Annotated in this window: 21 protein-coding genes and 2 pseudogenes; 13 read left to right on the forward strand and 10 right to left on the reverse strand. The window is 61.9% G+C overall.

Features of this window, described 5'->3' with window-relative positions; translation table 11 throughout:
- From RND78_RS23115 to RND78_RS23140, 7 genes and pseudogenes are all read right to left on the reverse strand, one after another.
- Positions 1-1023 (reverse strand): SNF2-related protein (locus RND78_RS23115; RefSeq protein WP_409457105.1); only part of this gene is annotated, 1023 nt, incomplete at its 3' end.
- A 178-nt stretch (positions 1024-1201) separates the two neighbouring features.
- On the reverse strand, positions 1202-1801 hold the full coding sequence (locus RND78_RS23120; RefSeq protein WP_312732352.1) for a hypothetical protein: 600 nt from the start codon (positions 1799-1801) through the stop codon (positions 1202-1204).
- A gap of 790 nt (positions 1802-2591) precedes the next feature.
- Positions 2592-3476: a methyl-accepting chemotaxis protein gene (locus RND78_RS28430; RefSeq protein WP_409457110.1), complete on the reverse strand. Its 885-nt coding sequence runs from the start codon at positions 3474-3476 to the stop codon at positions 2592-2594.
- Positions 3450-4232 (reverse strand): annotated as a pseudogene (locus RND78_RS28435) (MCP four helix bundle domain-containing protein); the annotation flags it as partial. The gene RND78_RS28430 and the pseudogene RND78_RS28435, both read right to left, overlap by 27 nt.
- Positions 4233-4811: 579 nt before the next feature.
- Positions 4812-5507 (reverse strand): DUF3158 family protein, encoded by a 696-nt coding sequence (locus tag RND78_RS23130; protein ID WP_312732354.1) that lies wholly within the window; start codon positions 5505-5507, stop codon positions 4812-4814.
- 5 nt (positions 5508-5512) lie between these two features.
- Entirely contained in the window at positions 5513-6310 is a 798-nt protein-coding gene (locus RND78_RS23135) for a PFL_4669 family integrating conjugative element protein (protein ID WP_312732355.1), read from the reverse strand.
- Between the two features lie 550 nt (positions 6311-6860).
- Positions 6861-7673: pseudogene (locus RND78_RS23140) on the reverse strand (TRAP transporter substrate-binding protein); the annotation flags it as partial.
- Positions 7674-8054: 381 nt separating this feature from the next.
- On the opposite strand from RND78_RS23140, the gene RND78_RS23145 reads away from it, so the two are divergent.
- From RND78_RS23145 to RND78_RS28445, 3 genes are all read left to right on the forward strand, one after another.
- The gene (locus RND78_RS23145; protein WP_312732356.1) at positions 8055-9023 is read left to right on the forward strand and encodes a DNA replication terminus site-binding protein; all 969 of its coding nucleotides are present in this window, start codon (positions 8055-8057) and stop codon (positions 9021-9023) included.
- Positions 9024-9175: 152 nt separating this feature from the next.
- Positions 9176-9343 (forward strand): hypothetical protein, encoded by a 168-nt coding sequence (locus tag RND78_RS28440; RefSeq protein ID WP_409457106.1) that lies wholly within the window; start codon positions 9176-9178, stop codon positions 9341-9343.
- Between the two features lie 36 nt (positions 9344-9379).
- Complete coding sequence (locus RND78_RS28445) at positions 9380-9583, forward strand: hypothetical protein (RefSeq protein WP_409457107.1); 204 nt, start codon at positions 9380-9382, stop codon at positions 9581-9583.
- A gap of 150 nt (positions 9584-9733) precedes the next feature.
- On the opposite strand, the gene RND78_RS23155 is transcribed toward RND78_RS28445, so the two are convergent.
- A complete protein-coding gene (locus RND78_RS23155) occupies positions 9734-11116 on the reverse strand; it encodes an MFS transporter (RefSeq protein ID WP_312732357.1) in 1383 nt (460 codons plus the stop codon).
- A 288-nt stretch (positions 11117-11404) separates the two neighbouring features.
- On the opposite strand from RND78_RS23155, the gene RND78_RS23160 reads away from it, so the two are divergent.
- The gene (locus RND78_RS23160; RefSeq protein WP_312732358.1) at positions 11405-12364 is read left to right on the forward strand and encodes a LysR family transcriptional regulator; all 960 of its coding nucleotides are present in this window, start codon (positions 11405-11407) and stop codon (positions 12362-12364) included.
- Here RND78_RS23160 and RND78_RS23165 read toward each other — a convergent pair.
- The gene (locus RND78_RS23165) at positions 12356-13036 is read right to left on the reverse strand and encodes a hypothetical protein (RefSeq protein WP_312732359.1); all 681 of its coding nucleotides are present in this window, start codon (positions 13034-13036) and stop codon (positions 12356-12358) included. The genes RND78_RS23160 and RND78_RS23165 overlap by 9 nt on opposite strands.
- Before the next feature lie 12 nt (positions 13037-13048).
- Positions 13049-13573, reverse strand: a complete 525-nt coding sequence (locus RND78_RS23170; protein WP_312732360.1) for a flavin reductase — start codon at positions 13571-13573, stop codon at positions 13049-13051.
- Between the two features lie 282 nt (positions 13574-13855).
- Here RND78_RS23170 and RND78_RS23175 point away from each other — a divergent pair, with 282 nt between their 5' ends.
- From RND78_RS23175 to RND78_RS23215, 9 genes are all read left to right on the forward strand, one after another.
- Entirely contained in the window at positions 13856-15010 is a 1155-nt protein-coding gene (locus tag RND78_RS23175; protein ID WP_312732429.1) for an acyl-CoA dehydrogenase family protein, read from the forward strand.
- Positions 15011-15128: 118 nt separating this feature from the next.
- Complete coding sequence (locus tag RND78_RS23180; protein WP_312732361.1) at positions 15129-16055, forward strand: LysR family transcriptional regulator; 927 nt, start codon at positions 15129-15131, stop codon at positions 16053-16055.
- A gap of 361 nt (positions 16056-16416) precedes the next feature.
- On the forward strand, positions 16417-17691 hold the full coding sequence (locus tag RND78_RS23185) for an aromatic ring-hydroxylating dioxygenase subunit alpha (RefSeq protein WP_312732362.1): 1275 nt from the start codon (positions 16417-16419) through the stop codon (positions 17689-17691).
- A 14-nt stretch (positions 17692-17705) separates the two neighbouring features.
- Complete coding sequence (locus RND78_RS23190; protein WP_312732363.1) at positions 17706-18182, forward strand: aromatic-ring-hydroxylating dioxygenase subunit beta; 477 nt, start codon at positions 17706-17708, stop codon at positions 18180-18182.
- A gap of 10 nt (positions 18183-18192) precedes the next feature.
- Entirely contained in the window at positions 18193-19152 is a 960-nt protein-coding gene (locus RND78_RS23195) for a PDR/VanB family oxidoreductase (RefSeq protein WP_312732364.1), read from the forward strand.
- Positions 19153-19268: 116 nt separating this feature from the next.
- Positions 19269-20513, forward strand: a complete 1245-nt coding sequence (locus RND78_RS23200; protein ID WP_312732365.1) for an OprD family outer membrane porin — start codon at positions 19269-19271, stop codon at positions 20511-20513.
- Positions 20514-20535: 22 nt separating this feature from the next.
- The gene (locus RND78_RS23205) at positions 20536-21879 is read left to right on the forward strand and encodes an MFS transporter (protein WP_312732366.1); all 1344 of its coding nucleotides are present in this window, start codon (positions 20536-20538) and stop codon (positions 21877-21879) included.
- A 66-nt stretch (positions 21880-21945) separates the two neighbouring features.
- On the forward strand, positions 21946-23103 hold the full coding sequence (locus tag RND78_RS23210) for an amidase (protein ID WP_312732367.1): 1158 nt from the start codon (positions 21946-21948) through the stop codon (positions 23101-23103).
- Entirely contained in the window at positions 23100-23615 is a 516-nt protein-coding gene (locus tag RND78_RS23215; RefSeq protein WP_312732368.1) for a nuclear transport factor 2 family protein, read from the forward strand. Before RND78_RS23210 ends, RND78_RS23215 begins: the two co-directional genes overlap by 4 nt.
- Positions 23616-23739: the final 124 nt, after the last annotated feature.

Here is a 23739-nt window from a genome sequence, read left to right on the forward strand (position 1 = left end):
CACGAAATCGCCCAGGCGTTCGTAATTGACGATCACCCACTGGGCATCCGACTGATACCGCTGCCGGGCGATTCGCGCGTCTGGATAGACCGCCTGGATCTCCCGCTCCCAGTTGATGACGAGGCTGGCCAGCACCACCACCAGGATCTGGTGGCCGGCGGACTGAATGCCGGCCGCAATCACCGCCTGGCGACTCTTGCCCAGCCCCATGTCATCGGCCAGCAGTGCGCTGGTGCGCTGCAGCAGGTGGCGGATCCCGGCAGGCTGGTGAGACATCAGCGAATACGGCTTGAGCTCGGCCTCGATGGCCTGCAGGGTCCAACTGGTCTTGGCGATGTCCGGCACCGCGGCCAGGTAGACGTCCGCCGCACTGTCCTCGTCGGCTGAGGACGCGCTTCGCTCTTGGGGTGGTCCTCCAATCGACATCGCGGTGACGTCACGGGCGGCGCTGACCGAGCCATCCGACAGCAGCTCCTGGAGCACGTCGAGCATCTCGAACTGCTCCTCGAGCAGCCCCAGCTCCAGGATGAGGTTACTACGCAGCAGCTCGGCCGAGGCCGGCACCCGCCAGGCGCGACTGGTGGAAAGGAAGAGCCCCTGCATGCGCTTGGCCACGGCCACGCAGCCCGGGTGATAGTCCCCGGACAGCACTACTCCGCCACCGGACAGCGGCGCGATCCGTAGACGCATTCCCCAGATGAAAAGGTCTCGCCGAGGATCGGCCTGGGCGTCGGCGATCTTGCGGCTGAAACCAGACCCGTCCAGGACGAATCGACCATCGGCCAGTTCGCCCAGCTGGTGAAAGAGCACGTCTAGGTCCTCCAGCAGCCGCCGCTGGGGCAGCCGCCAATACCCGGACAACGGATGCTCGCCGCGGCGAATGAAGGAGCCGCCCCGGCTCGTCAGCAGCCGATTGGCCCCTTCGAGGTAAGGCATCTTGAGGCCAAAGTCGTAGCCGTCGAAAACGGCGCGCTGCAGGAGCTGGAGCGTGCCTGAGGCGTTGCGTAGTGATGGCCTAGCCACAGCTCATACCCAAAGCGAACATCGCGCAGACCTGCGGGAAACTGAAAGAAGGTCTAGGGTCGCGATGGACAGGTATCCGGGTAAAGACGAAACCATACCCAGGCCCGCATAGGTTGAGGCAGATCTTTTCGCGGTCTCAAACGCCGCAGTGTTGTAATTCAGCCGATCATTAGCGCTATCAAACGCTGGTGTTCACTGAGGTACCACTGGTGCTTGAACCAGATTCGCTGAGGGCTTGGCTGTAGGCAGCATAGGCACTGGCCAGCGCGGCGCTGGCGGAGGCTACCCGCGCCTGCGCGGCCTGCTGTTCAGTCTGTTTTGCTTGTTGTTCCTGCTCGCTGTCATTACCGCTACCTTGACTGGATTTGCTCAACGCCTGCTGGGCTTCCTGTAACTCCTTGGAGGCCTGTTCTATTGCCTGCTTGAGTTTTTCTAAGGTGCTGTCGGACGACGAGCTGCTGGTTGAACTTCCGCCGGAGGCGCCCCCTACGGGTGTGGCACTGGCACTGGCACTGGCACTGGCACTGGCACTGCTTCCCGCACCTTGAGTTGCCGACGTACTGCTAGCTGCCGAGGTGTCCGTAGCCGCAGCGCTGGTCTTGCTTGTGGCGCTGGCAGTCGAGTTGGTCGCAGTAATTGCGTTGCTGAAAGTGACGCCACTTAACGATGAAATGCTGGACATGAAAGTTTTTCCGCTATGGAAGTACAGGAGGTAGCGGCTGCCATCACGAAAAGTTGAGTAACATTTGGTATCATTATGGATACTATCCGTTTCCATTTAAGGCGTATCTGGCGTGAGTAACGACCGTTATGCGCGCCTGCGTCAGGTCAGTATGCGATGCACTACGGCTTATGCCGGTTTGCTTTTGCAGTAGATCCATACGCTTTGGATTGGTGGAAAAAGAGATGGACGCCTCCAGCAGCTTCACGTCAAGGCGCGACCTTACAGAAAGGATGCTAAATCGCGGGCAAAAAAGACCCAGCAGCGCCGGGCCAAAGCTGGGTTTAGCCTGAGGAGGAGATAATCGTAAGGTACTGCCGCCGGACCAGTCGCAGCGAACACCATGCCGCCCTCGGTCAGGGGCGCGATCTGCGGGCACATGCCCCAAGCGAAGAGATCTCCGGGTATCGGCAATCTCGATAATAAAGCCAGACCAGTCCTACGCAGATAGGGAACCGACCAGCTCGCACAATGAGTTTGTGGCACAGCATGTCCAGGTCCCTCAGCATCCGTCGTTGAGTCAGCCGCCACCAGCCGACCAGCAGATGCTTTCTCGGCGAATGTAGGAGCGCACGAGACCTGTCGGCGGAGGTTCATACCCTCGGGTAGGGCATCTTCAGACTGATGTCGTGGCCGCGTTCTGCAGCAGTTCAGGCGTACCCGAGGTGATGGGCAATCTGTGCTGACTCATACTTGAGCAGCACAGAGTTCTCTTTACAACGGAGCTAAGCCATAACGGGTCCGGTACATCGCTATTCTCTTCTCTGAAGAAGATCGTGACTCTGCGTTTTCGGCCAGGGTACCGCCGCTCACTACCATAACCTTACTACGAAAGATTTTTAGGTGCTCATGCGAGCTTGAATCGCCTAACCAACACCTCGAGTTCACCCGCCATAGCGGATAGCTCGTCGCTAGCTGTCACTGTTCTACAATTGCCGTCACTGCTCTTGATTGAGAGGTCGCGAATACTCAGCAAGTTACGGTCAACCTCTCGCGCTACATAGGCTTGCTCTTCAGAAGCCGTTGCAATTTGAAGGTTACGCTCTTCAATGAGTCTTACGGCTTCGAGAATGTCGTTCAGCGCCTGCCCTGCAGCTTGAGCAATAGCGTACGTCTCGTGAGCCTGGGCCGTACTGGCTTTCATCGCGTGAACGGCATGGGCAGATCCCTGCTGAATGCCCGAGATCATGTTTTCGATCTCGCGAGTGGAGGACTGAGTACGATGTGCCAATGCACGGACCTCATCGGCAACCACTGCAAACCCGCGACCTTGCTCACCTGCGCGGGCTGCCTCGATAGCCGCATTCAGGGCGAGCAGGTTGGTTTGCTCGGCAATTGCACCAATGACCCCAAGAACCTTGGCGATGTCCTGAGCTTGTCCGGCTAGGCTCTCGACTTGAGAGGATGTGGTCTGGACTTGGTCAGTGAGACGCTGCATCGCGTGCAGCGTCTCACTGACCCTTTCATTTCCTGATACGGCGGCGGTACTCGACTCTTTAGCAGACTGAGATGTAGAGGTTGCATTGCGCGCTACCTCTTCGACTGCCGCGCTCATTTGCGTTACGGCCGTGGCGGCTTGATCAATTTCCGCGTTTTGGCTGGATAAGGTCTGACTAGCCTCATCGGTTACATTTTTCATCGCGTGCGCAGCTCCACTAAGCCGAGCGGATGAGTTCGAGATACCGTGGAGAGTGTCCTTTAGATTGTCTTGCATCTGACCTAAGGCGCGCATAAGACCAGCTGCTTCATCGACACCTGTGCGATTGATATTGCTGGTGAGAGCCCCCTGGGCGATGGCGTTGGCCACAACGAGTGAGGCGCCAATTGGGTGAGCAACGCTACGAGTCAAACGCCAAGCGAGTAAGAGCGTACTGACGACTGCCAGTAGCACGATGAGGACCATAATGCGAACGCTATGTTGATAGATTTCCAGCGCATTTTGACCCGCCTGCTTGGCCCCCGCGGCGTTCATCTCCCGTAGCTTAGTCAGCTGCTCCTGATACGCTTCGGCCAGTTTCTTTTGCTCACCATTCGCTAGCAAGACAGCTTGTGCACGATCAGATTTGATCACGGCGACAATCCGATCTAGCCCATCCAGGTAAGCCTTCATGTGCTGTGCAGCCTGCTCAAGTCCTGCACGTTCAGTGTCATCGGAAATTAAGTGGTCACGATAGAACGTGGTCCGTGCGTTAAGGATCTCGCGGTTGTGTTGAATTTGCCCGATGGCGGCACTGGCCGCCGCTGCGTCGTCTGTCGCTAGGAGACGAATGCTTTCGAGGCGTGTGTGCAGCAGTGCGATTTGGATGTCATCCGCCGTCTGAACGCTCGCTAGCCAGTCAGACTCCATCGTCTGTTCAGTTAAACGCAGAGCCTTCAACTGCATGAAGGCAAAAGCACCTAAAAGTATTACAAAAAAAGTGACTGCTCCAAAGCAGATGGTGATGCGGGGGGCTATACGTAGCAGACGTAGGTTCATTCCGGGCTCCATGAGGTCTGCGACGGTGACCTCCAAGCCAATTCATCTGCAATTTTTTGTAATTCTTTAGCGCAGTGTCATCTCGACGCCGCTGAATCACAGAACGTCCTACCTCGGTTAGCAGATTAAAGAGATCGTACGCTGGTCTGGCCGGACCCAAGCGGTCGCGTCGATATCCAGATGGCTGACCCGCCAAATCTAGCTTGTGTCCCGGAGTGCGACCGGTATGCAGCGGCGAGCCTACGTTAGGGGCGTTGTAACGCTTTCAGTGGCGTCACGCTAAGGCGCGACCTAGTAAAAGAGATGCCAAATCGCGAACAAAAAAAGGCCCAGCAGTGCCGGGCCCAAACCGTGATTAGCCTGATGAGGAGATAACTGAAAGGTCGACCGCAGGACTCTCAGATCTCGACCGATCTCGCGACCGGCTGACCTGATAGTATCAATTCTCATTTGCATGTCAACGCTATTCGCGAAAGGTTCTCACCGATCAGGTTTTATTCTCAGCGGTGACCATCGGTGCTACAAGATCACGCTGAGTGAATCCTGTCTTCCGGCAGCGCCACGCTGAGGGCGCGAATTTTTTCATGAGCGCTAATAGGGGATGTTGTCGTCGAAGTCGTCACCGGTGGGGACCGGAGCGCGAGCTGGAGCCGAGCCGTTCGAGACCGGTCGCGACTGACTCAGACCCGTGCCCTGGCCCAGGGTGATGGATTCGATCCGGTGCGGCAGGAACGCGATCCAGTTGGCCTGGACCTTCATCGCCGCTTGCTCGACACCGTTGCCGTCCTTCCAGCTATCGAGGACTGCCCGCCCTTCGATCAGCATCCGCATTCCTTTCTGGTACAGCCGGCTGTAGCTTTCCGCGTCGCGGTGCCAGAGCTCGACATTGGCCCAGAAGCCGCCGCTATCCTCGTAGGAGCCATCCTGCAGACGGATGCTGTTATCGAAATAGACGTTCATCTTCCGCGTTCCACTCTGCTGCCAACGCAGGAAAACTGGGCCAGCCGAGGTGTGCTGGTGGGTCATCCGGATCGGCATGAGCGTGAAGGGGAAACGGTGGGCCTGGGCGAGGATCCGCTCCTGGGCCAGGGTGTTCAGGTCGGCTTCAAGGGAACGGCACTGCTCGGCCAACTGGTCCAGCTCCCCCTTACCCTTAAAGGGTTTTAAAAGCCCTTTGTAGAAGGGAGCATGTTGCAGGTTCGCGAAGGCATCCTGTTGCAGGGGCTGGAAGGCTGCCTGTTGCAGGTTTGCTGTTTTCGAGCCCTGAGTGGACTGTTGCCATGCCATCGCGATCAGGCCTCACTCATCTCGGTGGCGCTGTGCGACCTGCTGGCTGCGCCCAAATGCTCATCCTCATCGGCGCTATCGCCATCGAAGCCGTCGTCGCCGCTATTGGAGGCGGCCGGCGTATCGCCTGGGCGTTGGATGGCGGGCGCGAACTTGCTGCGCCGGGTGCCCTCGAGTACGTCCTTGGGCATTTCCAGGAAGCCGTACATCTCCTTGGCGTTGGTCGCCCGGGCGTTGTTGGCGGCGATGTCGTCGCGCGACGCACCGCTGTAGCCCTTGTAGCGTTGGCCCACGCCATACAGGCGGCGCAGTACGGCGGCGCCTTCGTCCAGCCAACCTTCCTTGGAACCGTTGTCGATCAAGCCGATGTGCGCGGCCAGGAGGATCCGGCGCACCAGCTCGTCATAGCGGGTCAGCAGGTACACGCCTTTGAAGGCCAGAAGCGAGTTCAGGTACAGCGGCAGCTTGAGCGGCTGGATCGACAGGTTGGTGCCGACATCGAGCTGCTTGGGGAGCATCGCCATGACCTGGTCCGGTCGCTCATCTATAGCGGTCAGCTGCCGCTCGGACTCCTCGATCTTGTCCTCGATGATGATGAGGAAGAGATCGGAATAGGGATCGTCCTTGGCGGCACTGGCAGAGATGCGGTTGATGATGTTGGAGAAGCCGGACAAGCCGATCATGCCGGGTTTGTTGTCGGAGCGCTGTCGGCCGAACCAGAGCCGGGAAGCATGGTGGGTATGCAGGGTGAGATTGACGCTCGACCTGAGTGAGCCCAGGTTGAGCTGGAAGGTATCAGCCATGAGAGGGTTCCTTGGGTTGTGAGATGACGCTCGGGCAGGGTGCCGAGACTGGCGCTGGGGGGCAGCTGATAACCGTATTTGGATGCGCGGAGGTTGCAGGCCTACGTATCCCGTAGGCCTGATAACAGGTTCTCCACCCCGTCCGTACTCACGTTCGCGGCGCCGATCATCGCACCCTGTCCCTGTCCCTGTCCCTGTCCCTGTCCCTGTCCCTGGACCTCACCGACGGTCAGGTGCAGGTGCGGCAGGTGGAGCTCGCCCAGGTTACGCCGCAAGAAAAGATGGCCCTATAACGGCAGCTTTTTAGGTGAAAAGGTATGGGCTACAGACTTCGATAAAGGGTAGTCCGGGCGGAATCCAGCCTCTAGCTGTGATTTCTCAGTAGGTTGTTCATCCGGGGCGTTCCCGGAATTCTGGAAGCGCAACCAACACAACCTTCCAGGAGCCCCGTATGAACCTGCATAAACATGCCCGTCTTAGACCTGCTCCATCTGGATATCAAAAAGCTTGGCCGATTCTGGAGGCCTGGCCACCGAGTGACGGGGGATCGCCAGCAGGCCTGCGCTGGCGCTGCCTTGCGCAGCGCCGCGCGCTGGGGCTCGCTCAGGCCGTCGTAGGTGTCCTTGTTCATGAACCAGTAGTTGGCCGACCAGATGTAGTTGGACAGTGACAGGTACTTGGCCACCTCGAACCACTTCTGGTCGTAGAAGTCGCGCATTTCCGGCTCGACGCCATCCACCACGCCGGATTGCAGGGCGCTGTAGACCTCACCGAAGGGGATCGACTGGGCCAGGGCGCCGAGTTGCTTGAGGGTGGCGAGGATCACCGGATTCGGCGGCGTGCGGATCTTCAGGCCGGCGAGGTCGGCCGGGGCGACGATGGGGTGCTTGCTGTTGGCGAACTGGCGGAAACCCGAATCCAGGGCGCCCAGCAGCATGTAGCCGTGATCCTGGCCGAGGCCCATTAGGGCCTTGCCCTGGGGACCGTCGAGGAAGGCGTGGACGTTGGCCGCGTCGCGGAACAGGAAGGGCAGGGAGACCACGTTGAGGCGTGGATCGATGGCGTCCACCGCGCCGCCCAGGCCGATGTCGATGGAGCCGTTGCCGACACCCTCGGCGATGGGGCCTTCGTCACCGAGCTGGCCATCGGGGAAGACCTTGACGGTCAACTCGCCCTTGGACTCGGTCTTGAGCTCTTCGGCGAAGCGCTGCACCGCCTGGTTGATCAGGCTGTCGCTGCTGGAGGCGTGGGCCAAGCGCAGGGCGCGGGCGGCGGAGGCGCTCTGCAGGTCGAGCAGACCCAGGGTGGTGGAGAGGGCGATGGCGAGCCAGCTGAGGCGCGCCCGGATCCGGCGTTGCGGCATGGTGCTGCTCCTGAAGGAGGGTGCCGGAAGTGGCGCCCCTGTTCAGGGATACTGCCAAGCTTTGCCGCGGCGCTGGATAAAGATAGTTAATGTATTGATAAGCCGATGAGGCACCGCATTCGACGGGCTAAAATATACCACCCCTGCACAAACCCCTCACTCCAACCCCCCTGCACCCCCTCCACCCGAGCTCCCCCCACCGACCACCCGCGCCCCGCGCGCGATGGGAGGCAAAGGGAAGGAAAAAAGAGAAGGAAAGAAGGAAGGAAAGAGGCGAGGCGGGCTTGGGGTGGAAGGGGGAAGAGGTTGAATAGGGGCTCTCTTTGTACAGGGGTGGTATATTTCTGTAGTGGGAACGTCGCCCGTGAGGAGGGCACCGCCATGTACGAAGGGATCCAGCGTGCGCACCAGGTGCTCGTCGAGCAGCTGGTCAGCTTCAATTCGACCTGGCCAGGGTTGGTGGTCGATGGCCGCGTGTGGCAGGTGCCGCTGCTGAACGAGCAGAAGACGCCCGACGTACTCGAGGTCCAGGAAGTCGACGGTCAGGCGGCGATCGCGCTGGCCACCGCGGCCCTGGCCAGCCACCAACGCGACGTTGGCCAAGCCGCCGGCACCGTCATGCGCCTGCCGGGCTACTTCCGCCTGCAGGCGAGCGTGCTGCCGCAGGTGTTGGCCATCAATGTGAGCAAGCAGGTGGTCACCGACGAGATCGAAGCGCTTCGGGTCGCCCTGGGCTACACCCCCGAGATGCGGCCGCGGCTCTTGCGGCGTGCCCTGGGCGCCGGCGTCACCACCAAGCAGCTGCAGCGCACCATCCACGCCTTCGACGGTGCTCCGCGGCGGATCTCGTTCACCTGGGCTGGCCACACCACCAGCAACCAGCGGATACCGGTGGCCACCGTGCGCGAGCAGCTGCAGGCGGAGGCCGAGAGTAGGGCGCAGCAGCAGGGGATACCGCTCGAGCAGACGCCCGAGCACCAGGATCTGCGCACCATCGCGAACCTTGCTGACGACCAGGTGCTGATCAAGCACAAGGTCGTCGCCCCGCACCCGCGCTGCACGCTCTGGTTCGGCGAGCGCGGCGAGAAGTGGGACGCCATCATCAAGGCCAATCTGCCGGTGTTCGTGCTCGCCGGCGAGGCCGAGCCGAAGGTCTCGGCGCTGCGCGACTTCGATCGTGCGGCCCGCGGCCGCCAGCGCGGCGATGTGCAGGCGCGCGCTGAGGTATGGGCAGAGCGCAACCTCTACCTGCCCACCGGTGCCCAGCGGCCGCAGGACAGCGTCCGAGCTACGCTACTTACGCCCTCGACCTACCGGCTCGGCGGCATCACCTACGAGTCACAGGCCTAGTGCCTGGGTTCAGATGTGGATGCGTACGAAATATGCGTCAGCGTAACGGAGGCGGTTTTGGGCGGCCCTGCAGGCAGCTCCCTACCAAAATTGGTACGCTGCCATCGTCAAAAGATCATCGTCACCAAGTACAAAAGGAGGATGCCGCGGTGATGCAAGAGGTATTGCACGAGGATCCGCTGGTGGCGGTCCTGCCCGCCGGGCACTTACTGCTCGGCGCCAAGGTTCTGGCACGCCTGACGGAAGAGCCCTTCTTGCTCTATCCCTCCGCGCCACGACCCGGCTACGCCGACCATTTGCTGGCGCTCTTCGCTCGCTAAGAATTGAACATCCGCATGGCGCAGTAGGCCAACGAATTGCTGACGGCAATCGGCCTGGTGGCGGCCGGACTGGGGATCACCTTGGTGCTGGCCTCGGTGCGCCGACTGCACCGCGACGAAAGCGGCGACATACCCCCGAGCGATAAACAGGTAGTGTCGCCGATCGTCATCGGCTACCGGGCCGACGATCGTATGCCGCTTCTGGCGCCGGTGCAGGAGACGGCTGCGCAACGGGCCTGACTTTTTCGCCAGGCATGGCCCGGGACGGAATCTGCCGGCGGCGGACCTGATGCGACCCCAGCGTCAACTCCGCTATACCCCTCTAGCCGTCCGGCGGGCCGGAGACGGCTACCCCCTGGGGGCCTGATGGCACGCGCCGAGGTAACGGGGTTACACCCCTGACGGCGCTGGCGAATAGGGCTGTGCGCCCGCCGGCTGCTGTCCTGCACTGAACCTTGCGCGGTCTTCCCGACGCTGCTGACGGGTGTAGGTCTCCGGGGTGTAGAAGGTGGTGATCACGGTGATCAGGGCCATGCAGCCCAGGTAAAGGGCGATGGGTTCAGGCGTGCGATAATGCGCCAGCAGCGCGGTGGCGATAATGGGTGCTAGTCCACCTCCCAGCACGGACGCCACTTCCCGGCCGATACCCAGGCCGGAAAAACGTAGCCGCGCCGGCAGCAGCTCGCTGATGAAGGCCGGCTGTGCGCCCTCGAGCAGGCCAAGCACCACGCCGTTGGCCAGCACCAATCCGGTGACGATGAGCCACGGTGTCCCGGAGTCGAACATTAGGAATAGCGGATAGGCGAGGAACAACATGCCCAGGGCGCCGGCTAGGTATACCGGTTTGCGCCCGATGCGATCGCAGGCGTAGCCGGCAAGCAGCGCGCAGGGAATCATCAGCAGCATGGAGAAGGTCAGGGCGCTCAGCACGAAGGTGTTGGAGAGCCCCAAGAACTTGCCGTAGGCGATGGAGAAGGTGAAATACATCCAGGAGGCGCAGCCTTCTCCCAGCCGCAGGCCGAAGATCATCGACACCTGGCGGGGATGGCGGCGCAGCACTTCCATGATCGGTGACTGGGCGGCATTGCCCTGATCTGCGACCTGAGCGAATTCATGGCTTTCGTGCATGTGGCTACGCAAATACAGCCCAACGCCGATTAACACGACGCTGAACAGGAAGGGCAGTCGCCAACCCCAGGTCAGGAACGCCGGTCCGGAGATCGTCTCGGCGAGCAAGAAGGCACCGGTAGACAGCGCAAAGCCCACCACGGCGCCGCATGGGGCCCACGCGGAAAACCGGCCCCGCTTGCTGCGGTGGGTGTTCTCGGTGATCACCAGGATGCTGCCGCTCCACTCGCCACCAGCCGCCAGCCCCTGAACCAGCCGCAACAGAATCAGCAGGATGGGCGCGGCGATACCAATACGCTGGTAGGTGGGCAGCAGACCCATGAGGAAGGTCGCAGCGCCCATGGCGGCGAGGGTGAGGGTCAGCACCACCTTGCGGCCATAGCGATCGCCGAGGTGACCGCAGAGGATGCCGCCCACCGGGCGCGCGACGAAGCCCAGCGCCAGGCCACCATAGGCGGCGATAATACCGGTCAGCGGATCTTCATCGATGGGGAAGAACAGTTCGCCGAAGACCAAGGCCGCGGCCGTTCCGTAGAGAAAGAAATCGTACCATTCCAATATTTGTCCGATCACCGAGATGAATACCGCTTTGAGCGCGCGCGGACGCTGCGAAGGGTTGGTGTTATCTTCCACACGTATTGTCATGAGGGTTTCCTGTTATCAACGTTTCGCATCGATTCAATAATGCGCCAAAGTGTCGGCGACCGTGCCTGGGCAAAGTAAGAGGCCATTTCGCGGGCGGTCAAATGATCAGGAATTATTGGCTGTATGCACGAGATGAATAGGGGCGGCTTATTCGATGTTCGGCGCGGAAAGTTGTAGGAAAATGCGCTGCTTAGGTGTTATTAGAGAAGCGTCGTGAAATTCGCCGCACCGAGCGTGCAATGTCGGCATAATGAATAGTTGCTGGGTGATTGCATTGCGAGAGGGCCTATGACCAAGCACATCAACCTGGCCACGGTCGATCTGAACCTGTTGAAGACCTTCTTGGCGATCTGGGAGCACCGCAGCCTGACCATCGCGGCGGAACGCCTGCACCTGAGCCAGCCCGCCGTAAGCCATGCGTTGCGGCGTCTGCGAGACGTCTTCAACGATCCGCTATTCGTACGCACCCTGACCGCCATGGAGCCCACCGATGCCGCGATTCGGCTGTTCGGCCCCATTGAACATGCCCTGGTAACGATCCAGGGGGCGCTGATGATGACCTCGCGTTTCGACCCGGCGACCGCCACTCGAACCTTTCGGCTCTCGATGTCGGACATGTCCCAGCTGTATGTGCTGCCCCGCCTGATGGAGAGGCTGGCCAGCCAAGCACCGAACATCGCTCTGGAGGTGCAGCCGCTGCCTATCGACCAATTGGCCACGGCGCTGCGTCAGGGGGATGTAGATGTGGCCGTGGGCTATCTGATGGACCCCAGCGAGGATTGTCTTTACCAGAATCTACTGGACGACGAATTCATCTGCCTGCTACGCAAGGATCATCCGCTCCAGACCGCCGAGTTGAGTCTCGATCAGTTGCGGGTGCTGCGCTATGTCCAAGTATCCAGCAACGTGACGGGCCACGGCCAGACGGCGGACAACGCCTTTCGCACGGCCGGCCTGCACCGGGACATCGCCCTCAAGGTGCCCAATTTCACCATAGCACCGGAGATCGTCGCCACGACGGAGCTGGCACTGATCCTGCCACGCGCCATCGCCCAGCAGGTCAACCGTAATCAGGCCTACCGGCTTTTGCGCCTGCCCATCGAGCTGCCAACGATTTCGGTGGGCATCTACTGCCACAGCCGCTTTGCGGCTGATACCGGCATCGCCTGGCTGCGCGACCGGCTGGTGGAGCTCTTCAGCGCCGCGTGCGAGCCTGAGCCAGCCGGTACCGCTCGGGACTCAAGCTAGCCGCGCGACGCTTTGCATGGGGTAGTGGGGGCTCGTGCCGGTAAAGGTCGGCAGGCTAAGGAAATCCTCGCGCAGCCGATCACGCTGGGGCGAGGCGAGGGCGGTGGCGAGTGCCGCGGCGCAATCGAACACCACCTTGTTGCGTTGCAGAGCCCTGGCCCGCGCGATGGGCAGATCGCTGCAATAGTCCAGACGGGTATAGACCTCCACCGTCCGTACCCCGGGCAGCAGCGCCAGCAGCGGTGGATGCTGCCGGAGATAGCAGGCCAGCCAGTGATCGTCGTCTGCGCTGTGTCCGTCGTATTCCACCAGATAGGTGACGCCCGTCGAACGCTGGCTTGCTCCAGTGACAGGCATGAAAGAGCGGACCAGCATGGCCTGCTGCGTCCAGCGATAGCCGGTCAGCTCCGCTTTCGTCAGCAGTCGTGTCAACGGCCCCTGGCGGACCAGGGCCTGCTCCAGCGCAGAGAGGGACGGGAAGTACAGCTGGATCACACACCGGGGCGGTTCCGCGGCGACCAGATGAGGATCGCCCTGGTCGAAGGCGAAGGGTAGGTGCAGGATGAGCTCGCGCACCCCGTCCACCTCGGCCAGGCTCGCATCCAGCCAGTCCTCATCGACTTTGGAAGCCACGTCTTCCTGGTAGGCGGTAAGAAACAGGCAAAGGGTCATGGGTGCGCTCCCTCACGAGGCCGAAGCGTGCTGAACTTGAGCCGCGAAGCGTTCGAGGCGATGAAAGGTGCGGCCGAAGTAGGTCAGACCCTCGCGGTGTTCGCCCACGTGAATATGCTCGACCTCGACGAACAGCACCGAGTGTGAGCCGACATCCTTGACGTCCACTATGTGGCCTTCAAGGCTGGCCAGCGCCTCGCCGAGTACCGGTAGACCGGAGGCGCCTGCTTGCCAATCGCAATGGGTGAAGCGCTCGGCGGGAGGGACGTCGGTCATGCCGGCGAAGCGCCGCGCGGTCTCTTCGAGATGGCCCGGCAGGATGTTCACGCAGAGTGCGCGGTTACCCAGCAGGGCGTCGTGGATCGAGCTGTTGCGGTTGATGCAGACCAGCACGGTGGGCGGGCTGTCGGTGACCGAGCACACAGCGCTGGCGGTCAGCCCCAGGCGGCCGTGGGGGCCATCGGTACTGATGATATTGACCGCCGCCGACAACAGGGACAGCGCCTGACGAAAGTTTTCTTTATTGGTTGTGTTCATGAGCGTCGAGGTCCCGAAATGATAAGAGAACGCTTTTATCCTGGAAGCTGAGCCACGACCGGTCAAATTCATCTTCGTCATGTTGCATATAAGTACAGAGAATGACTCCTGTGGGTTGTTCCAAAATATATTGTTCGTGACTGAATTCATCTGGCGCATTCGCGGTATTCATCTTTAGAATTTGATCGCATTCAACTACTGCGCCCATGCTGAGGACATTAGTCATTCATCCAGTCGGAGCGTCAAATGAACAGTACGGTCAATCCAGTCCTGCGTAAAACGATGGAAGGTGATCCCGCTTGGGCCAGAAGCCCGACACTGGACGAGGTGATCGCGGAAATCGCCACTCGGCGCCAGGAGTTCAACGAGCGCTCCCACGTGCCGCGCGACATGATCGAGAAAATGAAGGCCGTGGGCATCTTTCGCGCCAGTACGCCCCGGCGTTTCGGCGGGGATGCCTTGCCGCCCAGCGACTTTCTGCGGATCGTCGAGCGGGTGTCCGAGGCCGATGGCTCGACCGGCTGGGTCGCGGCCTTCGGGTCGGCCAACATCTATCTTGCTTCGCTGCCGCCAGCCACCCAGGCGCTGATCTACGCCAAGGGACCGGACCAGGTCTATGCCGGCGGACTCTATCCGCTGCAACCGGCCCGAGCCATCGAAGGCGGTTGGCAGGTCAACGGTCACTGGCGTTTCGCCAGCGGCTGCAAGGGCGCCGATTGGATGGGCGTGGGTATTGGCGGCACCCCAGCCAGCGGCGGCGACAAGACGGCCGGTAAGCCATTGACCGCGGTTTTTCCCGCCGCCGAGGTGGAGATCGTCGAGAACTGGCAGGTGGTGGGTATGCAGGGGACGGGCAGCCATGACCTTAAGCTGCACGACAAGGTCGTCGAACATGCCTGGACCTTCGTGCGCGGTACCCCGGCCACTATAGACGAGCCGCTCTATCGCTATCCTTCCGTCTCCTACCAGGCGCAGGTCCATGCGGCGGTGAATCTCGGTCTGGCCCGGGCAGCGCTCGATCTGGTGATCGGCATGTCGGGGAGCACCAAGACGGTAACCGGGGCGCCACGTCTGGGAGATAGGGCCTACTACCGCATCGAGCTAGGCAAAGCCGAGGCGAAGCTGCGTAGCGCCCGGGCTTTCTTCTACGAAACACCCGACGCCGTGTGGAATTCGATCCTGGCCGGTAATCCGGTGAGTGAGGCCCAGGCCAACCTGCTGCGCCTGAGTGCCACCCACGCGGCCCACACCTGCGCCGAGGTGGTGGCCATGGCCTATCGGCTGGCGGGGACGACGGCGATCTTCGCCGACCATCGTTTGCAGTGGATCCTGCGCGATTCGATGGTGGTGACCCAACACGCCTTTCTGGGCGAATCCACCTACGACAGCGCTGGAGCGCTGTTCGCCGGCATCGCGCCGAGTGCGCCTTATCCATGAATGTCCAGGTACCGGGTAGCCGTCCGAGGCGTGGCTCCGTCGATCTGTTGTAGGATCTTGACCGACGCCGGGTCGCTCGCGAGGGCTTTCTCGCCGGCGTACCGACCGAGAACCCGGCATGGCCAAGCGCACCCATCACCAGATCGACCTGCAGGACAATCGCCTGCGTTACCTCTATGTGAGCCAGCAAAAGGGCTCGATGCGCGCGGCAGCCGAAGAGCTCGGCGTCGCCACCTCCTCGGTGAGCCGGCAGATCGCCAAGCTGGAAGAGGAGTTGGATATCGAGCTGGTCAGGCAGGGCACCCACCGCGTGCATCTCACGGCGGCGGGCGAGGCGGCCGTGGACTACTACGTCGAGCGCCTGGCCCAGTACGCGCAGCTCATGGGACGCCTGGATGAGTTGCGGGACATGGTGCAGGCCACCACCGTCATCGCCATCGGCGAGGGCCTGCTCGGCGCCCGTGCCATCAACTCCCTGCAGGAGCTGATACGCGACCACCAAGCCCACAAGACGGAGATCATCAGCGCGCCCTCGCTCGAGGTACAGCGCATGGTGATGGCGGATGAAGCTCACCTGGGCGTGGCGTTCTCACCCAACCAGGCGGCACGCCTGACCCGTCTGTTCAGCCTGGAGCAACCGCTGCGCCTCATTGTCCATCGCGACAGCCGACTTGCCGAACGCAGCACCGTGACCCTCGGCGAGTTGGCAGACGAGGCTCTGGTACTGCCGGGGCCGAGGTTCCGGGTGCGAGAACTCTTCGATGCAGCCTGCCGCGAACGCGGGCTCGATATCACGCCTTCGATGACTTCGAATTCCCTGGCGGTGATCCTCGACTTCGTCCGCTCTGGCCTGGGCGCGACCCTGCTGGCGGAACTGCCGGTCATCGAGGAACTGCGCAGCGGCACCTTCAAGGCGGTGGCCATCGACTGCGTGGAAATGGCCGCCACCGAGATTCAGATCATCACCCGCCGTGGGCGCACGCTCGACGCCCTGAGCCGTGCGCTGGCCACCGATCTGGCCAAGACGATGCGCCGCTCGCTGTAACGACAGCATGCTCTGGCGGCGTCACTCGTTGCACTCAACGCAACGACTTTCATCCTGCCTGTCATTGAGCCACCCCCGCGGTCCCCTTAGCGTGTGAGTCATAAAGCGCCTCCTGAAGGACGCACACAATAACGAGGATTCCGCCATGACCGTGCCCCACAAGCCGTCTTCGACCACGAGCCAGCGCACGATCATCGGCCGCTGGCCAAGCCGCCGCTTCAGCGGTAGTGACGCCTGCTCCTCGCCTGGTTAGACCCCTGCCGCTGTACCCGAAACCCCCTGGGCACCGTGCCGTGCGTGAGCGCTGGCGGCCACGGCCTGCCCGGGAGACCGAGCGCCACCCCTGATGAAGGTGACTTCCGTGACCAAGCTGATCCCTGCCATCAACCTGACGGCCGAGCCCGCCACCCTGGTGCAGGCTGACCGCGTCCATACCTCGCTGTACACCGACCCGGCGCTGTTCGATGCTGAGCTGGAAAAGATCTTCTACAGCACCTGGATCTGGGTGGCCCACGAAAGTGAGATCCCCGATGCCGGAAGTTTTAAGACCACCTATATCGGCAAGCAGCCGGTGATCGTGGTGCGTGATCGCAGGAAGGGGATCAACGTCCTGCTCAACCGCTGCCGCCATCGCGGCGCCACCGTCTGCGAGCACAGGAAGGGCAAGACCAATAGCTTCGTCTGCCCCTATCACGGATGGGGCTACGCCCTCGACGGCTCCTTGCGTGGCATTCCGCACCCGGAAAGCTACGGCGACTGCATCGACAAGGCCGAGCTGCCGTTGGTGAGTCTGCGTACCGAAAGCTACGCCGGCATGGTCTTCGCCACCTTCAAGGCAAACATCGAGCCGCTGACAGACTTCCTCGGCGCGGCGAAGAAGTGGATGGACCTGTTCATGAAACAGGGCGCCGGCTACGGCATCGCGGTGCCTGGCGAACATCGCTTCCGCTTCCCCGGCAACTGGAAGATCCAGTTGGAAAACACCACCGACGCCTATCATTTCCCGCTGGTGCACAAGAGCTTCCTGTCGTCCGTGGACGAACAGACCCTGGAGCTGTTCGACTTCGTCAAAGGCCCCGGCTACGTCGAGGATCTGGGCAACGGCCACAGCGTGATGGTGATGATTCCCGAGCTGGTCGATCTGGAGGCGGATCTCGACAAGCCCATTCCCGAACGCTTCACCGCCCTGGCCGACGAGTTGCTTGCCGAAGGCATCGACGGACAGCAGGTGCGCAGGATCGTCCGCGCCGTCGGCGGGACCGGCTTCAATCTCAATCTCTTCCCCAACGTCGCCTGCTCCATGGCCTTCTTCCGCGTGCTGCAACCGATTTCGGTCACCGAGACCGAGATCCATCACTCGGTGATCACCATGGCCGGAGGGCCGGCCGTGGCCAATCGCTACCGCCTGCGCCTGCACGAGCACTTCCAGGGCCCCATGGGCTTCGGCACGCCGGACGATTCCGAGGCCTGGGAGCGGGTGCAGAAGGGTGCCAGCGCCGGTGAAGACCTCTGGATCATGCTCAATCGCGGCCTACCCGGCGAGCGATCCAGCGCGGATGGGCTGATCTCCGACGTGAGTGCCGAGACCGGTATGCGGGCGGCGTATCAGCAATGGAAAAAGATGATGTCGGCCTGAGCCGGGAGCGCACTATGAATCTGCAGCTATTGAACGAAGTGACCGCCTTCATCTGGCAGGAAGGCGACATGCTCGACCACGGCGACTACCAGGCCTGGCTCGACCAGTGGACCGCCCAGGGGCTCTACATCATTCCCATCGACCCCAAGGAAACCGACCCGGAGAACAGCCTCAATTACGCCTATGACGACCACCACATGCGCCAATTGCGCGTGCAACGACTGATCAGCGGCGAGTCGATCTCCACCAGCCCGCAGCCACGCACCGTGCGGACGCTGTCGCGCATTCGCGTGCTGGCCGACGACGGCAGCACCGTGACCGTCCGCTGCGCCCAGAACGTGCGCGAATTCCGCAAGGAAAGCCTCAAGCACTACAGCGCCGATGTGACCTACGAGCTGGTACGGGCCGAGGGGCAGTTCAAGCTCCAACGCAAGGTGATCAGCCTGATCAATAGCGACGATGCCCTGGCCGGCATCGGCTACATCCTGTGAGGAGGCGGTCATGACGGATCTTTTGCTGGACGTGACCGTACGCAAGCGGGAGGTGCAGGGCGGCGAGGTGGTCATCCTGGAGCTGGCCGCCCGCGATGGCCAGGCGTTGCCCGCCTTCACCGCCGGCGCGCACGTGGATCTGCACTTGGCGCCAGACCTGGTACGCCAGTATTCGCTGTGCGGTGATCCCGGTAAGGCCAGCGTCTATCGTCTCGGTATCCTCAAGGACGCCAATTCCCGCGGCGGCTCGACGCAGGTCCACCAGCGCCTGCTGCCGGGCACGGACCTGCGCATCAGCGTTCCGCGTAACCTGTTCCCGCTGGCGACGGAGGCCAGCCACTCGCTGCTGCTGGGGGGCGGCATCGGCATCACCCCGATGATCGCCATGGCCTACAGCCTCCATGCCCAGGGGCAGTCCTTCGAATTGCACTACAGCGGCCGCTCCCGTGAGCGCTGCGCCTTCGTCGAGGAATTGCAGGCCGCGCCCTTCGCCGCACGGGTATTCACCCATTTCGACGACGAAGGCACCGAGCGGCGCCTGGACCTGAACGCGGTGCTGCGCGAGGCGCCCGCCGATAGCTTCCTCTACACCTGCGGCCCGATCGGTTTCATGGACTGGGTCATCGCCGGCGCCCGCGCGCAGGGCTACGCCGAATCGCGCATCCACCGCGAGTACTTCCAGGCCGAGACCAATACCGAGGGCGCCGGGTTCGAGGTGGTCGCCAACCGGAGTGGCAAGACGATACAGGTCCAGGAGGGGCAGAGCATCGTTGCCGCCCTGGGCGCCGCGGGCATCAAAGTCGAGGTGTCCTGCGAGCAGGGTATTTGCGGCACCTGCCTGTGCGATGTCCTCGAAGGCGAACCGGATCACCGCGACGTCTATCTCACCGACGAAGAAAAGCAGAGCAATGAACAGATAGTCCTGTGCTGTTCGCGGGCGCGCGGCAAACGGTTGATACTCGATATCTGACTCAACTGAAACAAAACAAAAACAATAGGTTATATGCGGGCGGTAATACGCCGCGGCTTGATTCTGCCCAGGATTTACTATTACCCCTTGCTGGTTAACCCTTTCAGGGCTGCACAATGGAACTCTATTCGCCGTTGCGTACTACATCGCTGTGTCTGTTCTTCGGCTCGGCACTTCCATTCAATGTCGTCGCCGCTATCGGCGACGATAGCCATCTTTCCATCAATCTAAGAAACCTCTATCTGGATCGAAACTTCACTAATAGCGATGCTCCGGTAGACCGGGTCGGTAATTGGTCTCAGGGCTTCGATCTGCAATTCGAATCGGGCTACACCGATACGCCGCTGGCCGTCGGCCTGGATGTGAATGGGCAATACGCGCTGCGCCTGGACTCGACCGGCAACGATGGTTCCTTGCCCTATAGCCTCTACCACCAGCGGGCGGCGGACGACTACGGCCGGGCCGGCGCGACCTTGAAACTGAAGTTCGCCAAGACCCTGGTAAAGATCGGCGACCAGAAGCCAAACCTGCCGGTGGCCTCCAATGACCCCAGCCGTTTGCTCGACACCATTTATCAAGGTGCGGTCATCGAATCCCGCGATATCGACCGCTTACAGCTCACGGCCGGACGCTTCTGGTCCATCGTGACGCGGGAATCCGCTAATCATGAGCGACTGTATCGCTACGGGACGAGCGACAGCCAGGATAGCGACGGGCTGGACTTCACGGGAGCCACCTATGCCATCACGCCTAACCTGAGCGTCAGCTATTTCCATGGTGTCCTGAATGACATCTACCGGCAGGACTACGGCGGCCTCAAGCATGCCCTGGCCTTCGGTGATGGTTACCTGTTGAGCACCCAGCTCGGCTACTTCAACAACCGGGAAGACGGCAGTGCCCGGGGCGGCCCGGTCGACAACCGGGCCTACAGCGGCCTGGTCACCCTGGAGAAGAGCGGTCATCTAATAGGTATTAGTTACCAGCGCATGCTCGGCGAGACCAACTTTCCGACGCTCAACGGTTATGCGCCGCAACTCTATCTGCCTAACTGGTCGGGTATTCCGTTCATTCGCCCGGAAGAGCGGAGTTGGTCGGTGCGCTACGGCTACAACTTCGCTGAAGTGGGGTTGCCGGGCCTGCGTTTATTTGCCCGTTTTATCAAAGGCTCCGACATTGATCGTGGAGCGGGCTTGGAAAACGATGCTGAGAACGAGCGCGATGTCATCATCAACTACACGGTGCAAAGCGGACTTTTCAAACAGCTGAGTTTCGAACTCAAGAACTTCCATGTCCAGCGCAAGTACGAAACCGACTACAACGAATACCGCCTGATCACTTCCTATACCTGGAAGTTCTGGTAACAGACCCGGAGACCTATCGCCCATGACCTCTCTCAACACTCAACGACAGCAACAGAACGATCCCCGCACCCTGAGGCGTATCGTCTTCGCGTCGGTACTGGGCAATGCCCTAGAGTGGTACGACTTTTTCCTCTACGGTACGGCTGCCGCGCTGATCTTCGGACCTCTGTTCTTCCCGGCGGGTACCGATCCGATATTGGGCACCATGGCCTCATTCGCCGGCTTCGCGGTGGGGTTTCTGGCGAGGCCCCTGGGTGGGCTGATCTTCGGCCACATCGGCGACAAGTCCGGGCGCAAGAAGGCGCTGGTGATGACCCTCGCCATCATGGGGATTGCCACCTTCACCATGGGACTGCTGCCCACCTACGAACAGGCGGGCTACCTGGCGCCGGTCTGCCTGGTGCTGCTGCGAATCCTGCAGGGGGTGGCCTCGGGGGGCGAGTGGGGCGGCGGGGTGCTGATGATCAGCGAGAACGCGCCAAAGGGCCGGGTTGGCTTCTATGCCGCCTGGAGCCAGCTTGGAGTGGTGGGTGGCTTCGTGCTGTCGGCGGTCGCCTTCTATCTGGTGCAGCTGTTGCCGCAGGACGATTTGCTGAGCTGGGGCTGGCGGCTGCCGTTCCTGGCCAGCATCGTGATTTTCGGCGTCGGCGTGTACATCCGCCGCAGCCTGCCGGAAAGCCAGGAGTTCGTGAAGACGGTCGAGCAGGAGGCCGCGGTGCACATGCCGGTAATGGAAGTCCTGCGCGAACATCCCAAGGCGGTGCTGCAAGCCATTGGCCTGCGCATCGCCGAGAACGGCAGTGCGTATCTATTCCTGGCCTTCACCGTCGCCTATGCCAAGTTCACCGGCCTGGATACCCAGCTTGTGCTCGCCAGCGTCATGCTGGCGATGATCGTCGAGGCCTTCACCTTGGTGTTCTGGGGATGGCTGTCCGACCGCATCGGCCGGCGCCCGGTCTACGCCATCGGCTCGGTCGGCCTCATGCTGTTCGCCTTTCCCTTCTTCTGGATGCTCGATACCCATGAGGCGCTGTGGGTCTACCTGGCTGCGCTGATCGGTATGGCCGTCTGCCACGGCGCCATGATCGGTACCCAACCCGCTCTCATGGGTGAGTTGTTCCCGCCCAAGGTGCGCTATTCGGGCCTGGCGATGGGACACGAGATCGCCTCCATCTTCTCGGGCGGCATGGCGCCGCTGGCCGCCACAGCGCTGTTCAGTCTCTATAGGGATGCTTGGCCGGTATCGGTGATGCTGATCGTCATGGGCGCGATCACCACGGTCGCGGTCATCTCCATTCGTCCGGCGCAGCCCGTGCCGCGCACCGCTTCCGCAGAGCCGTCGGCGTCCCCCCAGGTCAGCTCGTGAATTGAACCCCCGACGTCTACCGCGTGCGGTATCGGCACGCGGACCGTCCAGTAAGGAGATACCCCGATGAACCTCATCGTTGAAACCCTCGCCCTGGGCACGCCCGGCGGCCCCAGAGTCGTCGTCAAGGACACCTTGGACGTGGCCGGCTATCCCACCCGGGCCTCCTCGCGAGCCTTGGCGGATGCACCCCCCGCGCGGCGCCACGCGGACGTGGTGGAGCGCCTGCTGGCCAACGGCGCCCACCTCACCGCCAAGGTCAGCTTGCACGAGCTGGCCTTCGGTACCACGGGGCTCAACAGGTACCAGGGTACCCCCGTCAACCCGCGCTATCCGGCGTTGATCCCGGGTGGTTCTTCCAGCGGTTCCGCCGCTGCCGTGGCCGCCGGACTGGCCGATTTCAGCCTGGGCACCGACACCGGGGGCTCCGTGCGTATTCCGGCCTGCTGTTGCGGGATTTTCGGTCTGAAGCCAACCTATGGCCGGATCAGCCGGGTAGGGGTCATGCCGGAGCGGAGCAGCCTGGATTGCGTAGGTCCCTTGGCTGCCTCCCTGCCCATGCTCGGTAAGGCCATGACCTTGATGGATCCGACCTTCCAACCGCTTCCAGTGCCGGAGAGCGCCAGCCTAGCGGTGCTTCGCGTGACGGCTGAGCCTGAGGTGGAACAAGCCGTCGCCGGCGCGCTGTTCGCCAGCGGGCTAGCGTTGACGGATATGCGCTTATGCCATTTCGACGCGGCCTACGCCGCGGGTATGACCGTCATCAACCAGGAAACCTTTCTTGCCTGCGAAGCCTTGCTGGCCTCCGGCAAGGTCGGCGCGGACGTCGCCCAGCGCCTGATTGCCGCGGGCCAGACCACCGAAGCGGAACTGGCCCAAGCCGAAAGGATTCGTCGCGCCTTCACCGCGGAAGTGGATGAGGTGCTGAGCAGTGTTGACGTCATCGCGCTGCCCACCATGCCCGCGGTACCGCTACGCCTGGAAGAGGCTACCGATACCCGTGCGGTGCTGGGCATGACCTCGCTGGTGCGTCCCTTCAATCTGTCCGGCCATCCCGCCCTGACCATCCCACTGACGACCGCCAATGGTCTGCCCGCCGGCCTGCAACTGGTGGCCGCCAAAGGGGCGGATGAACGGCTGCTGGCCGTGGCGGAGCGACTGCTGCTGAATGTCTACGCGGCTTCAGGCGCGACCCCCGATCCCTTCGCTGGAGATGCGCCATGATCGACTTGCTTAGCCTGCACCAACGCCTGGAAGCCTTCGAACACCAGCAGGCGATTCGCTATTGCATCAACCGCTACATGACCCTGTGCGATCAACTGAACGCCGCGACGCCGCTGGAGGAATTGAGCGAGTTGTTCACCCGCGACGCACGCTGGGAAGGCAAGGGCGCCCGCTACGCCGGCAGCTTCGGCGGCTACCAGGGCCGAGAGGAGATCCGAGCCATGTTCGCTACATACATGAAGACGCCCGCGCATTTCGCGCTTAACGTGCACTTCCTCACTAGCGAGGTAATCACAGTGGAGCACGAGAGCGGCGTCGGCCACTGGGTTATGTTGCAAACCAGCACCTTCGCCGACGGCGCTTCTCACCTCAATGCCGCTCGGCTGAAGGTGGACTTTATTTTTGAAGAAGGAGCTTGGCGGATGGCGCATTTCCAAACCGAGAACCTATTCAGCCGGCCTGTCAGCTTGTGGAATAGCGAGGCAACCCTGCCGGTTCCTGCGCAACACTGAGACAACGCTACAGACCACCAAAGTCAGTGGCCTCGGCTCGATCACTGAGGAAGTGACTAGCAAGTAACGCAAATAGCCAGTGAGGGGAATACCAACATCGGCATGCGGCCGGCAGCGCGGCGAT

This window comes from Pseudomonas oryzihabitans (assembly GCF_032027545.1).
Taxonomy (GTDB): Bacteria; Pseudomonadota; Gammaproteobacteria; order Pseudomonadales; family Pseudomonadaceae; genus Chryseomonas; species Chryseomonas oryzihabitans_F.